General features: G+C 65.6%; 12 protein-coding genes and 1 pseudogene. 9 read left to right on the top strand and 4 right to left on the bottom strand.

Annotation, left to right across the window (positions count from 1 at the left end; translation table 11 throughout):
• Window positions 1-583 precede the first annotated feature (583 nt).
• The 8 genes and pseudogenes from AC0WR5_RS12305 to AC0WR5_RS12270 all read left to right on the top strand — a co-directional run bounded on the left by AC0WR5_RS12305 (window position 584) and on the right by AC0WR5_RS12270 (window position 8409).
• Window positions 584-1054, top strand: coding sequence for an RNA polymerase sigma factor (locus AC0WR5_RS12305; RefSeq protein WP_475868996.1), 471 nt, complete (start codon window positions 584-586; stop codon window positions 1052-1054).
• Window positions 1051-1917, top strand: coding sequence for a FecR family protein (locus tag AC0WR5_RS12300; protein ID WP_475863500.1), 867 nt, complete (start codon window positions 1051-1053; stop codon window positions 1915-1917). Before AC0WR5_RS12305 ends, AC0WR5_RS12300 begins: the two co-directional genes overlap by 4 nt.
• A 96-nt stretch (window positions 1918-2013) precedes the next feature.
• Window positions 2014-4353 carry a TonB-dependent siderophore receptor gene (locus AC0WR5_RS12295; protein ID WP_475863498.1) on the top strand — a complete coding sequence of 780 codons (2340 nt, stop codon included), beginning with the start codon at window positions 2014-2016 and terminating at the stop codon, window positions 4351-4353.
• Window positions 4354-4436: 83 nt separating this feature from the next.
• Window positions 4437-5138, top strand: a pseudogene (locus tag AC0WR5_RS12290) (ABC transporter ATP-binding protein); the annotation flags it as partial.
• Window positions 5131-6135 carry a FecCD family ABC transporter permease gene (locus AC0WR5_RS12285; protein ID WP_475863497.1) on the top strand — a complete coding sequence of 335 codons (1005 nt, stop codon included), beginning with the start codon at window positions 5131-5133 and terminating at the stop codon, window positions 6133-6135. The pseudogene AC0WR5_RS12290 and the gene AC0WR5_RS12285, both read left to right, overlap by 8 nt.
• Window positions 6132-7115 (top strand): FecCD family ABC transporter permease, encoded by a 984-nt coding sequence (locus AC0WR5_RS12280; protein ID WP_475863496.1) that lies wholly within the window; start codon window positions 6132-6134, stop codon window positions 7113-7115. The genes AC0WR5_RS12285 and AC0WR5_RS12280 overlap by 4 nt, the downstream gene beginning before the upstream one ends.
• 8 nt (window positions 7116-7123) lie before the next feature.
• Window positions 7124-8035 carry a hypothetical protein gene (locus tag AC0WR5_RS12275; protein ID WP_475863495.1) on the top strand — a complete coding sequence of 304 codons (912 nt, stop codon included), beginning with the start codon at window positions 7124-7126 and terminating at the stop codon, window positions 8033-8035.
• Window positions 8032-8409 carry a YkvA family protein gene (locus AC0WR5_RS12270; protein ID WP_475863493.1) on the top strand — a complete coding sequence of 126 codons (378 nt, stop codon included), beginning with the start codon at window positions 8032-8034 and terminating at the stop codon, window positions 8407-8409. Before AC0WR5_RS12275 ends, AC0WR5_RS12270 begins: the two co-directional genes overlap by 4 nt.
• A 369-nt stretch (window positions 8410-8778) precedes the next feature.
• On the opposite strand, the gene AC0WR5_RS12265 is transcribed toward AC0WR5_RS12270, so the two are convergent.
• The 4 genes from AC0WR5_RS12265 to AC0WR5_RS12250 are packed head-to-tail and all read right to left on the bottom strand — an operon-like array spanning window position 8779 to window position 12848.
• Window positions 8779-9969, bottom strand: a complete 1191-nt coding sequence (locus tag AC0WR5_RS12265; protein WP_475863491.1) for an amidohydrolase — start codon at window positions 9967-9969, stop codon at window positions 8779-8781.
• Window positions 9950-10507 (bottom strand): TRAP transporter small permease, encoded by a 558-nt coding sequence (locus AC0WR5_RS12260; protein WP_475863489.1) that lies wholly within the window; start codon window positions 10505-10507, stop codon window positions 9950-9952. Before AC0WR5_RS12260 ends, AC0WR5_RS12265 begins: the two co-directional genes overlap by 20 nt.
• Window positions 10508-10567: 60 nt before the next feature.
• Window positions 10568-11542 (bottom strand): TRAP transporter substrate-binding protein, encoded by a 975-nt coding sequence (locus AC0WR5_RS12255; protein ID WP_475863488.1) that lies wholly within the window; start codon window positions 11540-11542, stop codon window positions 10568-10570.
• A gap of 22 nt (window positions 11543-11564) precedes the next feature.
• A complete protein-coding gene (locus AC0WR5_RS12250; protein WP_475863486.1) occupies window positions 11565-12848 on the bottom strand; it encodes a TRAP transporter large permease in 1284 nt (427 codons plus the stop codon).
• A 216-nt stretch (window positions 12849-13064) separates the two neighbouring features.
• Here AC0WR5_RS12250 and AC0WR5_RS12245 point away from each other — a divergent pair, with 216 nt between their 5' ends.
• Window positions 13065-13979, top strand: a complete 915-nt coding sequence (locus AC0WR5_RS12245; RefSeq protein ID WP_475863485.1) for a LysR family transcriptional regulator — start codon at window positions 13065-13067, stop codon at window positions 13977-13979.
• Window positions 13980-14033: the final 54 nt, after the last annotated feature.

Below are 14033 nucleotides of genomic sequence, written 5' to 3'. Positions count from 1 at the left end.
GCCCATACGATGGCCTATCGAGAAGCGCGCTCGTCATTGTTCTCGGAGCAGAGCTCGCTCCTTTGATGGCGCAGTGTCGGGCACACGCCATGTCCCGCAGTTTGCTCCGGCAGGGGCCATTCGTCCGTCGCGGCTTTCTGCGCCGCACGCGCCTTGAAGCAGCATCATGCCTCCTGTGTTTCGTCATCTTCCGATCTCCTCGTCCCTGGAGACCAAGAGGAGTGAGATTGCAGCGACTTTCACTGTCCGATTTTCGGGCAGCAGCCAGTCAGGGCCAGGACACATCGGATGCAATCATGTCGGTGGGGGGGCGACATACTTTCAGGAAATGCCGGTTCCGGTGGCGGTATGTGTGAGGCGATGGCCTTGAGGCACCTCGAGACACCGGGGCGCCGCGCCTTATGCCGGTCGCTCTACCGGAAGCGGTCATCCGCAAGTGGGTTGGCAGCGGCCGCAGCCCAATGCGGGTTTCAGATGGTGCAAGGATGCGCTACTGGGTTTTGGGCCAGGCCAAGCCAAGCTGACACATTTCGCAAATGGATTGACAGCCTTGGCTCACCGATCAAAATCACTCGCCAGCACGATGATCGATTGCTACCCAGAACTGCTCCGCCACATGACACGCCGCACCGGTGCCGCAGTGGACGCCGAGGACCTGTTGCAGGATCTTTGGATCCGCCTTCAGCACGCGTCACCCCGCGAGGTGGATCGACCGCGCGCCTATCTTTTCCGTGCAGCCGACAACATCGTCGTCGATTTCTTCCGCAAAAGACTGCGCCATCCTGCGGAAGAGCTGCCGCCCGAGATCCCGTCGCGGGAACCGGACGCGATGGCGCAGATCGAGGGCCGGCGACAGGTCCGATCTCTTGCCGAAGCGGTACGCCAGCTGCCCCGTCGCCAGAGGGAGGCCCTGCTGCTTTACCGGGTGCATGGCATGACCCTGGAGGAAACGGCGCGTCACATGGGTATCTCGGCAAGCGGGGTCGAAAAGCTCATCGCCAAGGCATTGATCCGGTGCCGACGGGAAGTCTGCCCGGACGGATTAGACCCATGAGTCGGGAGGAGCATGAAGCGGCCCGCTGGCTCATGTGCAGCGCCGAGGAACGTGAAACGTCGCCGGAGTTTGCGCGCTGGATCGCGCGACCGGGAAACAGAGCGCTTTTCGATCAGATGGCTGTACTGCTGGATCTTTTGCCACAGGACGAGGCACTCGGCGCGATGCCGCTGCCCGGAGCGAGACGGGTGTCGCGCCGGGCGTTGATCGGGGGAGGCATTGGGCTGGCCGCAGTGATGGGCGGGCTGGGCATTGCGACATCGGACAGGGGCGTCTTGCAGACTGGGCGCGACGAACGGCTTACGGCGGACTTGCCCGAGGGCGAGATCCTTCTGGATGCCGGCAGCCGTCTGTCGCAACGTGAAGGGGCGCCGCTGGAATTGCTGGACGGGCGGGCGGAGATCCGCAGTGCCGCCACCGTCGCGCTTGTCCTTCCGGGGTGTCGCGTTCAGGCCCGCGGGCGGGTCTCGCTACACCGGGCCGGGCCAGGCAGTGAAATAACTGTTATCGAAGGCAGCTGCACTGTCATCCCCGACCTGGGTCCGCCCTTTGACTTCGGGGTTGGTGATCAGGCGTTGATTGTGCCGGGTGAGCCTGCACGCAAGCGGTCTGTCGACTTGACCGAGGTACTGGCCTGGACCGAGGGGCGCGCGGTATTCGAGGATCGTCCGCTATGGCTGGTCATTGCGGATCTCAACCGGTACCGGCGTGGCCAGGTCCGGCTGATTGGGGCGCTGGCGGCGCGGAGGGTCAGCGGCGGCTATCCGATCTCCGACCCGGAGCAGGGGCTGGATGGCCTCGTTGCCGGGCTTGGGCTGAGGCGTCGCGATGTGACGCCCTGGCTGGTGCTCCTGTCCGCGTGACAGGAAGTTGATAAAAAAAATCAGGAATTAGGGGTGAGGAAGCCGGTCGCGACTTCGTCATAGGTCTGACAGTGAAATAAAGACGGGATGCAGACCATGACCACCTCACGACGCCGGGCCTTGCTGCTGGGGGCAGCGCTGACCTTGACACAGACGGGGGGCGCGTTTGCTCAGGGGTCCTACGCGGTGTCGGCGGGTTCGCTTGCCGCGGGTCTGAACGCGCTCGGAAGCCAGGCCGGTGTCAGCGTCATAGCGCCGGCCGATCTGGTCGGTGGTCGTCAGACGGCCGGGGTCTCGGGCGCAGACTCGCTGGACCTGGCGCTGAAGCAGCTGCTGGCGGGCTCGGGGCTGGTGGCCGAGACAACGGCCTCCGGTGCCGTGGTCGTGCGCCGCCCGGAACCCGTCTCGGAGGCGGGTGCGATCATGCTTGAGGCGATCTCCGTCACAGGGGCCACGGGGGACGGGCCGGTGCGTGGCTATCAGCCCGAATGGACGATGTCCGCCACCCGCACAGATACGCCGCTGCTCGATGTGCCGCAGACTGTCGATATCGTCGGCCGACAAGAGATCGAGGACCGACAAGTGCAGTCGCTGACGCAGGCCGTGGAGACGGTGCCGAACGTTCAGCAGAATTCCACCAGTGGCAACCGGGGCGATACCTTCCTGCTGCGCGGGTTTCAAAGCAGCGCCTATGCCATTGACGGGACGTCTATTTCACCCGCGGCGGACCGGCCCGAGGTTTTCCTGGACTTTGCCAACGTCGAGCGTGTCGAAGTGCTCAAGGGGCCTGCCGCCGTGCTTTATGGGCAGGGCGAACCCGGTGGCGTGATCAACATCGTCACCCGTCGGCCAGAGGCGACGCCGGGCGGCGACGTCAGTCTTTCGCTGGGCAGCTTCGGGCAGAAGCGGCTGGAGGGCACCGCGACCGGCGCGCTGGACGAGGCGGGGCGGCTGCGCGCGCGTGTCAGCGCCTCGCTGAACGCCGAGGACGGTTTCCAGCGCGAGCGCCCGGAGAGCGAGCGTCAGTTCGTCGCCGGAGTTCTGGAGTGGGATGCCACCGAGGCCACGACCGTGACCTTCGGGATCGACTACACCCATCAGAGGCTGCCGTTCGACCGGGGGCTGATCGTGGGGGCCGACAACGAGGTGATCGATGACCGCGACCTCTGGTTGGGCGAGGACTGGTCGATGATCGATAGCGAAAAGGCCCGCCTGACCTTCGACAGTGAAACCCAGTCGTTCGACGGGCTGGTGCTGCGCAGTCACCTGGCCTTCGAAGATTCCAGCACCGCGGATCAGGGGATAGACCTGCGCGGTCTGGAGGCTGACGGCCGCACCCTGAATCGCCGCTGGACCAACCGGACCGAGGATCAGCAGAACCTTGACCTGCGGTTGGAGGCCGAGGCTCAGCTGACCACGGGCAGTGTCGATCACACGGTCCTGGCAGGGGTCCAGTACGGTTGGTCCGAGATGGACTTCCGGAATGCCCGCGCCAACATCGACCCGATCGATATCTACGATCCGGTTTATGGCGCGGCGCAGATTGCCCCCGAGGAAACCCGCAACGCCTACGTCGAGACCGTTCGGCGGCGGTCGGTCTATCTTCAGGATCAAGTCGATCTGTCACCTAGCTGGAAGCTGCTGGCCGGTCTCCGCTACGACGACTACGATATCTCTCGCGACGTCACCGTCGGCAGTGTGGTGCCCGATACGTCGGATGCGGCCTGGACCGGGCGGTTCGGCGTCGTCTACCAACCCACCACGTCGCTGTCGCTCTATGGCAGCTGGGCACAGAGTTTCGTGCCGCAGGCCGGGGTTGACCGGGAAGGTGCGACCTTGCCCGCCCAGGAGGGGGAGCAGTTCGAAATCGGGCTGAAATACGATGCGGGTGCGCTGTCCACGACCCTTTCCGTCTTCCAGATCACCAAGAGCAATGTCGCCACCTCCGACCCCGACGCGCCGGACGCTGACTGGTCCGTTGTCACCGGTGAACAGCGGGTGCGGGGGATCGAGGCCGAGGCGACGGGGGCGATCGGGCAGGGGTGGCACTTGCACGGGGCGGTCGGCCTGCTGAATGCAGAAATCACCCGCGACGAGGATTACGCGGTCGGCAATCGCCTGCCGGGCGTGCCGAAGGTCAACGCCAGCCTCTGGGCCACATATCAGCCGCAGGGTGCAACATTGGCCAACTGGACCTTTGGGGGAGGAGTTGTCCATGTAGGCAGCCGCGAAGGTGATCTAGACAACAGCTACGATGTCGCGGGCTACACCCGTTTCGATGCCTCTGCCGAATGGCGTCCGCGGGAGGATCTGCGCCTTCAGGTGATGTTGCGCAACATCACGGACGTATCCTATATCGTGTCGCCCGTTGGCAGGACGGAAAACTATGCCGGCGCGCCGCGCAGTGTGGTGGCCAAGCTGACCTACAGTTTCTGAGGGGCGACATGACGCAGGACGCGCCTCTGCGCCTCTACATGGTGCGCTTCGGGTACGGAGCGCGCCCGCTTCTGCATGACATCTCGCTGACCGTGCGGCGCGGCGAGGTGCTGGCGCTGGTCGGGCCGAACGGAAGCGGCAAGAGTACCTTGCTGCGCATCATGGCTGGACTGCTTCGCCCGGACGCCGGGCGGGTCACTGTCTGCGGGGCGGATGCTGCAGCGCTCGGCCGGCGCGCCTATGCACGGCGAGTAGCCATGCTGACGCAGCAGGGTGGCGAACCGGGATCCATTCGTGTGGCGGATCTGGTGGCGATGGGACGTTTTCCACATCAGGGCTGGCTGCGCCGGGCCAGCGCGGCAGACCGCTGTGCCGTACGTGACGCCATGCGTGCCGCCGAGGTTGAGGATTTGGCGGATCGCCCGATGAATCGCCTCTCAGGCGGGCAGCAGCAGCGCGTCCGCATGGCGATGACGCTGGCGCAGGGTGGCGACATCCTTCTGTTGGACGAACCGACCACGTACCTGGATCTGCGCCACCAGTTTGGCCTGCTCGATCGCGCCCGTCGCGTTGCGGCCGAGGGGCGGGCGGTGGTCGCCGTGCTGCACGATTTTTCGCTGGCATCGCTCTATGCCGACCGCTTGGCGGTGCTGCACGAGGGGCGTCTTGACGGGGTGGGAGCGGCAACCGAGGTGCTGGACCGGGCGGCGCTGGCGCGGGTGTTCGGCGTTTCGGCCCGGCTGGTCCGCGATGGGGCCGCGATCTTTCCGGTGCCCGATGTCTGATGCATTCCTCCGCACTCTGGTCCTTGTCGGGCTGTTTGCCGGTCTGATGGTTCTGGCGCTGCTGCACCTGAGCCTCGGCGCGGTGCCGGTCCCGCCGGCGGCGGTCCTGGCGGCACTGTTCTGCCCGGAGGGCAGCTTTGCCGAAACCATCGTGCGGTCCCAGAGGCTGCCGCGGCTGATCGTGGCGGCCTTTGCCGGAGCGGTTCTGGCCGTCGCGGGCTTTGTCCTGCAAAAGGTGCTTCGCAATCCCCTGGTGTCGCCCTCGACATTGGGACTCAGCGGCGGCGCAGCGCTGGCAGTGGCGGCGAGCCAGTTCACTTTTTTCCTGCCCGGGCAGGGCCTGCTGCTGCCCGGAACGGTCGGTGCGGCTCTGGCGCTTGGTGCGACGCTTGCATTGGCGCGCATGATCGCGGGCCAGGGGGATCCGAGGATCGACTTGGTGCTGGCGGGGGCGATGGTGTCGATGCTGTGCGGCGCCCTGGTGACACTGCTGATTTCGCTCGATCCGCAGGCTTTCGACGGGGTGATGCGCTGGCTGGTCGGCGACATCGGCCGGCGTGACATCTCCGGTCTGCCGGCGGTCGCCGCTCCTGCCGCGCTGGCGCTGCTGGTACTTCTGGTGTTGTCGCCCGTGACCGACCTCCTGCTGGGCGGAGAAGACGATGCCCGCGCCATGGGCCTGTCCGTTGGCTGGGTAACGGGCGGCTGTATCGCCCTCTGCGTGGTCCTTGCGGTGGCGGCCGTGGGTACGGTTGGACCCATCGGCTTTGTCGGGCTGGTCGTGCCGCATTTGGCGCGGCTGCTGCTGGGCCCGACGGGGCTGCGGCCGATGCTGGGGTGCCTGCTTCTGGGGCCGGGCATCTTGATCCTGGCCGACCTGTTGGCGCGGGTTCTGCGCGCGCCGCAGGTGATGATCACCGGAACGGTCATGGGTATCGCCGGTGGTGGGATCTTTCTCGCGCTGATCCTGCGCCTCGGGCGGCGGGGGCTGACATGAGGGCCTTGGTGCGGATCGGGCTTATTGCGCTCTGCGCTGCGCTGATATGGTGGGCGCTTTCCCAGGGCCTGACTGAGACCACCTTGGCGCAGCGCCTTGCGGCCCTGTGGCCCGGCGATTCGGTCGATCCCGCAGCGGCCCGGATCGAGGCACTGCGCCTGCCGCGCATCTATGTGTCTCTGCTGGCCGGGGCGATGATCGCCGCCTCGGGCGTGATCCTGCAGGGCGTGGCGCGCAATGGTCTGGCGGATCCGGGCCTGCTGGGGGTGTCGCAGGGCGGGGTACTGGCCATTCTGGCGGGCCTCGTGCTTTTCGATCTGTCCGAAAGCGCGCTTGTGCCGCTCGGTCTTTTTGGCGCCCTCACGACAGCCGGAGCGGTGTTGCTGATCGCGCGGCGCAGCCTGTCCGGTGGGGGGCTGATCCTGGTCGGGATCGCGGTGAACATCCTCTTGGGCAGCGTGACGGAACTGATCACCACATCTGGGGACATGGCGCGGTTTGCGCGGCTGGCAGTCTGGTCGCGCGGGTCGCTCGCCGGGGCGTCGGGGCAGGACGTCACCCTGATCGGAACCTGGGCGATTGGCCTGTTGCCGCTGGCGCTTATTGCGGCGCGCTGGCTGGGTCCGCTGTCGGTGGGCGAAGATCTTGCCCGCGTGATCGGTATCGACACGCGACTGGCCGTCCCGCTGCTGGTAGTGCTGGCCGCAGCGCTGGCGGCTCCGGTGGTTGCGGTCTGTGGCCCGATCTCCTTTCTCGGACTGATCGCCGGGCATGTCGCGCGCCGCCTTGTAGGGGGGCGCATGGCCGATATCCTGCCGGCGGCCATGTTGCTGGGCGCGGCGGTCCTGCTTGTGGCTGACACGCTCGGCCGCAGCCTGTTTCAGCCGATGGTCATCCCGGCAGGGATCGTCACCTCTGTCGGCGGTTTCCTTGTCTTCATCCTTGCTGCGCGGCTCGGCCGGCGCACCCGCAACACTTGAGAGGTTCGATGTTTCGCCTTATTGCCCTTTTCCTCTGCCTCGCTTCGATGGCCAATGCCCGCGAGGTCGTAGACGACACCGGGCGCGAGGTCACCGTGCCCGATGCGCCGCAGCGTGTCGTGTCGCTGCACGACTGGACGCTGACGGTAATGTTGCACGAACTGGGGGTACCGATGGCAGGCAGCAGCTACCGGATCGCGCCGGACGGCACACGCTTCATGCGCGGGGCCACGGATCTCTTCGGTCTAGGCGAGGCGGAGATCCCACTTGCCTCCATCCACGGTCAGATCGACGCCGAGCGGATTGCCTCACTGGCGCCGGACCTGATCATCGGCAACGTCGGGGACGTCGCCGGTCAGCGGGACCAGTTGGCCGGGATCGCTCCGGTCCTGTTGTTCAATGCCGTCACGGATGAGGCCCCCATGGAGCGCTACCGCAGGGTGGCTGTCTGGCTTGGTGCCGCGGCGGTCTTCGACCGGCACATGGCAGCGCTGCCCTCGGCATCGGCCGGCTCCGGATGCAGCTGGGCGTTGGTGAACGCGGCCTCGGGCGATGGCACGCTGACCGTGGCCCGGCACTACGGCGCGCTGGATCTGGCCGCCGCACGCATGGGCTGGCACCCCGACGAGGCGGTCGGGATGGTGCCGGAGGCGGCTGATCGTGCGATCCTGAGCCCAGAAGTCGCAGGCGCGATCGTGCCGGATGTCCTGGTCACCACCTATCTGGCGAGGCGCGGCGAAACGGCGCGCAGCGCGCGCGAGGCCTTTGATGTGGTGGCGCCGGGCTACCTGGACTTTGTCGAGCGGCAGGGCACCCAGGTCATCGCGCTGCCGCGGGAAACCTACTATCCGACCAGTTTCCGCGGCACGGAAAGCGCGGTTGCAGCCTTTTCTGCGGTCAATCTGGCAGGGTGCCGATGATCGGCCGCGTGAAGGCTGCAATGACGGCATGGGCGCGGCGCATCCTGACCGAAATCCGCGTGCTTTGGCTTGCGGCGCGGGACCGGCGAACGCCGCTGGTGCTGCGGCTGGGGTGTTTCATGGTGGCCGCGTATGCGCTCAGCCCCATTGACTTGATCCCCGATTTCATCCCCGTGCTGGGGCTGCTGGACGACCTGTTGCTGGTGCCGCTCGGCGCGATGCTTTGCCTGCGGCTTCTGCCCGACACATTGCGGAAGGACCTGCGGCAGCGGGCCGGCGACACACCGCGCGTGTCAAAACGCGCCGGGTTGATCCTGTTTGCAGGCACCTGGCTGGTCATCGCGATTGGCGGCTTTCTGGCGCTGTCACTATAGGGGCTGAACCAACGCCGCGCCCGGAAAGCGCGTTGAGCTGTCCGCCGAAAATCGTGCCTCCATTTGGGACAGGATCAGCAGGCGCGCGATCCTCGGCAGGAAGGTGAGCGGAAATGCCGAAACGCGAACGGCACCCGTTTGCATTCGTGGCGAATGCTGCGCTCCGCGCGTTGGATGAGATGGGAAGAGACATGGGGCGGCGAGGACAGGCTTGCGCGGTTCCGCAGCCCTCGATCAAGTCGCTGCGGTGGCACAGGTCCTGCGCTGAATGGTCCAGTTCGCGTATCTGCTTCGGCTGGTCAAGACGGCAGACACTGGCGGGTGGCCGGAAAGGGGACGGCCCCGGTTGAAACCGGAGCCGAAGTGATATCAGTGGCCGAGCTCGCAGGCCACCAGGTTCATCCAGTAGGCAACACCGACCGGGATCAGGGCATCGTTGAAGTCGTACCTGGGGGTATGGACGAAGGCGGCTTCCGGACCGTCGCCATTGCCGATCATGACATAGGCGCCAGGCACCTTTTCCAGCATGAAGGAGAAGTCCTCGGATCCGCCTGCCAGCGGCGCTTCGGCGTCTACCATCCCCTGGCCCACAGCGAGGCCTGCCGCGGCGGCGGCGCGCTCGACTTCCTCTGCCGTGTTGACCAGCGGGGGATAGCGACGGGTGTAGACAAGCCGGGCGGTGACGCCATGTTGTGCGGCGCAGCCGTCGGCGAAGGCACCGATGGAGGTTTCCAGCAGGTCACGGATTTCGGGTCGATAGGATCGCGCGGTGCCGCGCACCACCACCCGTGCCGGGATGATGTTCGGACTCATGTAGTCGCCGGCGTTGATGTGGCCCACGGAGATCACCGCGGAATCTGTCGCGGGCACCTTGCGCGAGATGATCTGGGCAAGGGCGGCCACGAACTGACCGGCGGGGATCGTCGGATCCGTGGCGGCGTGGGGCATGGCGCCATGGCCGCCGGTGCCTTCGAAGATCACCTCCCAGGTGTCGCCGGCCGACATGTAGGGCCCCGGGCGGGTCTGCACGCGGCCCAGGGGCTCCTTGGGGGCATTGTGCACGCCGTAGACGGCATCGCAGGGGAACAGATCGAAAAGACCATCTTCGATCATCACGCGTGCGCCTCCGAGGCCTTCCTCTGCGGGCTGGAAGATGAAGTGGACGGTACCCGCGAAATCAGGATCGGCGGCGAGTTTCTCGGCGGCTCCGAGCAGCATTGTGGTGTGGCCGTCATGCCCGCAGGCGTGCATCTTGCCCGGAACCTCGGAGGCATAGGGCAGGCCGGTCTGTTCCTCGATGAAGAGGGCATCCATGTCGGCGCGCAGTGCGATGACGCGTTGGCCGGGATGCCTGCCCTTGAGGGTGCCGACGACACCGGTTCCGCCGAGGCCGCGATGGATCTCGAGACCCATCTTCTCGAGCGCGGCGGCGACGATGTCGGCGGTGCGGAATTCCTCGAAGGCGGTTTCGGGGTGGCGGTGGATGTCGTGACGCAGCTCGGTGAGACGGGTGATGAAATCCGTGTCGGCGCGCAACGCGTCAGGCGTGATCGGGGGCATTGAAGTCACTTTCCGGGCTGGCGGCCCGTTGGTTCGCGAGGGCCATGGCTGTGCGCGCAAGCCCGTGCAGGAAGATGGCAATGATGAAGATCGGCACGGTCACTGCGACGAAGATCGTCGGCATGTCGAAGGTCTCTGCCGTGGTGTAGAGATTGCGTGCCAGGAAGGAGCGGGCGGGGTTCATGCCGGGCCCGTAGAAGCAGAAGAAGAGGATCGGTCCGAGGAAGGCCACCACTGCCGCACCGCGCAGAACCGCCGCGATCGCGAGGACCAGTCGGGGCAGGGTGCGAGGCAGTTTGACCAGCTGCGGATCGAAGCCTTCGCGATAGGAGATTGAGGCGCCCATCAGGCCGACCCAGACCATCGCATATCGCGCGGCCTCTTCGGTCCAGGCCGGGGGGGCCGCGAAACCGTAGCGGGCCACGACCTGCAGCGCGATGAAGGCGACCATCAGCACGAGGCCCACCAGCGCGACGCAGCGCAGCAGGCGGTCGACGCCGAAGCTGAGCCGGTCGAGGAAGATTGCAAGCTTTGTCATGTAGGGTTCCCAATGCGGGGCCGGGGGCGCGACACGGGCCGCGCCCCCGGGGTCAGGGTGTCACTGGATGAATTGCGAAATGTAATCCGCGTCTTCCTGCGCCACGATCTGGTTCCAGACCGAGCGGGAAGCCTCGACGAACTTTGCGCGCTCGCCTTCTTCCAAGGGGGTGATCTCGATCCCGCCGTCCTGGATCTTCTGTTCGAAGTAGGGGGCCTGCTGCTCGGCCCATTCGCGGTTGACCGCGATGCCATGGGCGACGGCTTCGTCGACCCAGCCCTGCTCTTCCTCGGTCAGAAAGGAATACCAGTCGTCGGAGAGCATGATGACCTTCGGTACGGGGCCAGCATCGAGCGGGGTGAAGTAGTTCAGCAGCTCGACCTGACCTGCTGCAACCACGGTCGAGGGCGGATTGAAGTGGCCGACGGCCACGCCCGTTTGCAACGCGTTCGGAGTTTCGGCCCAGGAGACCACCGTGGGCTTGGCGCCCCACGCTGCCATGTAGGTGACCTGGTCACCGTTCTGCGCGCGCAGGCGCATGTCCGCGACGTCGGACATCCGGGTGACCGGCTTTTCGGTGTTGAACAGGCCAAGCGTGCCACCGCGCATGGCGAATCCGGCGACACGCAGGCCGAGGCGGGAGGCCTCGTCGTTGATCTTGTCGATGGCATGGCTCTGCTCGACCATCCGGTCGAAGGAGGCTTCGTCGGAGGTCAGGAACGGCAGGAAGAGCGTGGAGGCCCATTTCGAGGCCTTCATCAGCGAGCCGCCGTTGCCGATGTTCACGTCGATCAGGCCCTGGGAAGTCTGGTCGAAACGGTCGCTCTCTTTGCCAAGGGTATTGGAGGGATGCACGACAACGTTCACGCCATGCTCGCCCATGCTCTTGGCAAAGGCGTCGATGAAGACGTATTCGGCGTCGTTCTGAAGGTCCTCGCTACCGGCAAAGGCGATGACGACATCGTCCATGGCCTGGGCGTCTGTGGCAGCCAGCGCGGCAAGGCTGACGGTTGCTGCGAGAAGTGTTTTTTTCATTTGGTGTCTCCTGTTGGATGGATCAGTTGAGAAGCCCGAGGTAGCGGGGAAGCGTAAGGGAGATCGCGGGAACGTAGATGAGGACGCCCAGCAGGATCAGCTCGACCACGAGGAAGGGCAGCGTTGCGCGCACGAGACGCCAGTAGCCGATGTCGACCACCGTCGAGAGGATGAGGAGCACGCCGCCCAGCGGCGGGGTGAGGAGGCCGACGGTGAGATTGAAGCCCACCAGGATGCCCATGTGCACGGGATCGACGCCTAGGAGAATTGCCGGGGGGATCAGGAGCGGCCCGAGGAGCGCCACCGCGGCCTTCACGTCCATCACCATGCCGGCGGCCAGGAAGATCAGATTCAGCACGATCATGTAGCCGGTCGCGTCCAGGCCAATGTCGCCGATCAGTTGCGCGAGCTTGCGCGGCAGCTGTTCGACCGAGGTGAGGTAGCCGAAGGTTGCCACTGCCACCAGGATGATGAAGACGGCGCCCGAGAGCACGACGGTGCGGCTGAGGGCCTTGTGCAACTCGCTCAGGGTCAGGCGACCATAGAAGGTGCCCACGGCGAGGGCTGCCAGCGAGGCCACACCGGCTGCCTCGGCGGGGGTCATGAAGCCGAAGAGGATCCCGGACAGGATGATGACGGGTAGCGAGAGCGCCGGCAGCGCCTGACGCAGCGAGGGCCAGAAGGGCGGGATCTCGGAATCCTTGCCGCCGGGATGGTCATAGCGATGGGCCATGATGGCGTTCATCACCATCAGTACTGCGGCCAGAAGCAGCCCCGGCACGACACCAGCCGCAAAGAGCGCCACGACCGATGTGTTCAGCAGGGCACCGTAGAATATCAGGATGATCGATGGCGGGATGATCGGCCCGATGATCGAGGAGGCCGCGGTGATGGCGGCTGCATAGTCTCGGGTGTAACCCTGACGCTCCATCTCCGGGACGAGTGTATTGCCGAGGGCGGCGGCATCGGCAGTGGCTGATCCAGAGATCCCGGCAAAGAAGACCGAGGTCATGATGTTGACGTGGGCCATGCCGCCCTTGAAGCGCCCGAGCATCGAGAGGGAGAAGCGGATCAGCGCTTCGGTCACGCCCCCCCGGTTCATCAGCTCGCCGGTCAGGATGAAGAGCGGCATCGCGAGGAAGGCGAAGACGTCGAGCTGGCTCATTGCCCGTTGCGGCAAGGCTGCGAGATAGCGCGCCTGATCGAGGGTGAAGAAGCCGATGATCGTGGCGCCACCGACAAAATAGGCGATGGCCGAGCCCGAGAGCAGCGTCGCGAAAAGAAAGAGGAAGGGTAAGATCGGCATCAGTGTCTCCTTTGAGCGGAAACAAGGGAAGCGACCGGATATAGGCAATACGATAAATAATGGTTAATCTATACGTATCAGCTATGGGATTCGCTGATCTGGAAAGATAATTCGACGGTGGACGCGGCGCGTCCAGGCGCCAGTCGGGGGCGAAAGCGCCGTCTGTTCCTTGCCGGATTGCGCAGATGATTAAATAAGCAGCGCTCTGGAGGCGACATGGAAGGCATCAACCTGCACCGTCTTCAGGTGTTCCGGACCGTATTCGAAACCGACAGCGTCAGTGCCGCCGCACGACTGATGCGTTTGTCGCAGCCCACGGTCAGCCGGCATCTGCAGATTTTCGAGGACGAGCTGGGCCTGGTGCTCTTTCGCAATGTGGCGGGACGCCTCGAGCCCACCTGGGAGGCGCAGCGGCTCTATGCGGAGAGCGGCGGCCTCTTCGAGCGACTTGGACAGGTAGAGCATTCGGTGGAGTCGATCCGGCGTGGCAAGCAGGAAGCCCTGCGGATCATGGCGACGGCTGCGCTGGGCAATGCGGTGGTGCCCGACGCCATCGGGAGGCTCTACCGGCAGTTTCCGGAACTGGACATCGTGGTGGATAGCGGGCGGCAGACCAACCAGTTGCCGGCGCTGCGTGAGGGATCCATCGACCTTGGTGTCGGCGGGGCCTGGGGAGACAGGCCAGAGTTGAAACAGTGGACGGTCGGGATGATGCCCTTGATGGCAGTGGTTCCGCCGGATCATCCGCGGGCCGGCGAGGAGGCCTTTGATCTGGCCTGGCTTGAGGAGGGCGGATACGTCACCCACAACGTCCATGCCCCGCTTGGCTCGCTGCTCGAGGCGGAACTTAGACGCCGGGGGATCGAGCCGCAGAGACGCTTGACGGCGTTGAGTATTCCCTTTGCCGTTGGGCTGGCCCGGGGGGCGGGACTCTGCACCGTGGTGGACAGGCTGTCGGTGCTCGGACTAAGGGGGAGCGGGATGAGGATTCTGCCGCTGACGAGGGCGCTCGACCTTGAACTTGTGGTCACCCAGCTGGCAAACCGGCCGGAACGCAGCCCGGTCACGGCCTTCGTGGCGGCAATGCGCGCGGCCTATGCGGCGGTGGAGGTGCTGCCATTGAACGCGTGAGGGCCGCGGGGCAACCAAAGGGAAACCGGCCGGTGGAGGAGGACACCGGCCGGT

It is taken from the genome of Pseudooceanicola sp. DL12 (assembly GCF_056270665.1).
Note: the sequence above shows the minus strand (reverse complement) of the source record. Positions and strands in the feature narration are given on the sequence as shown.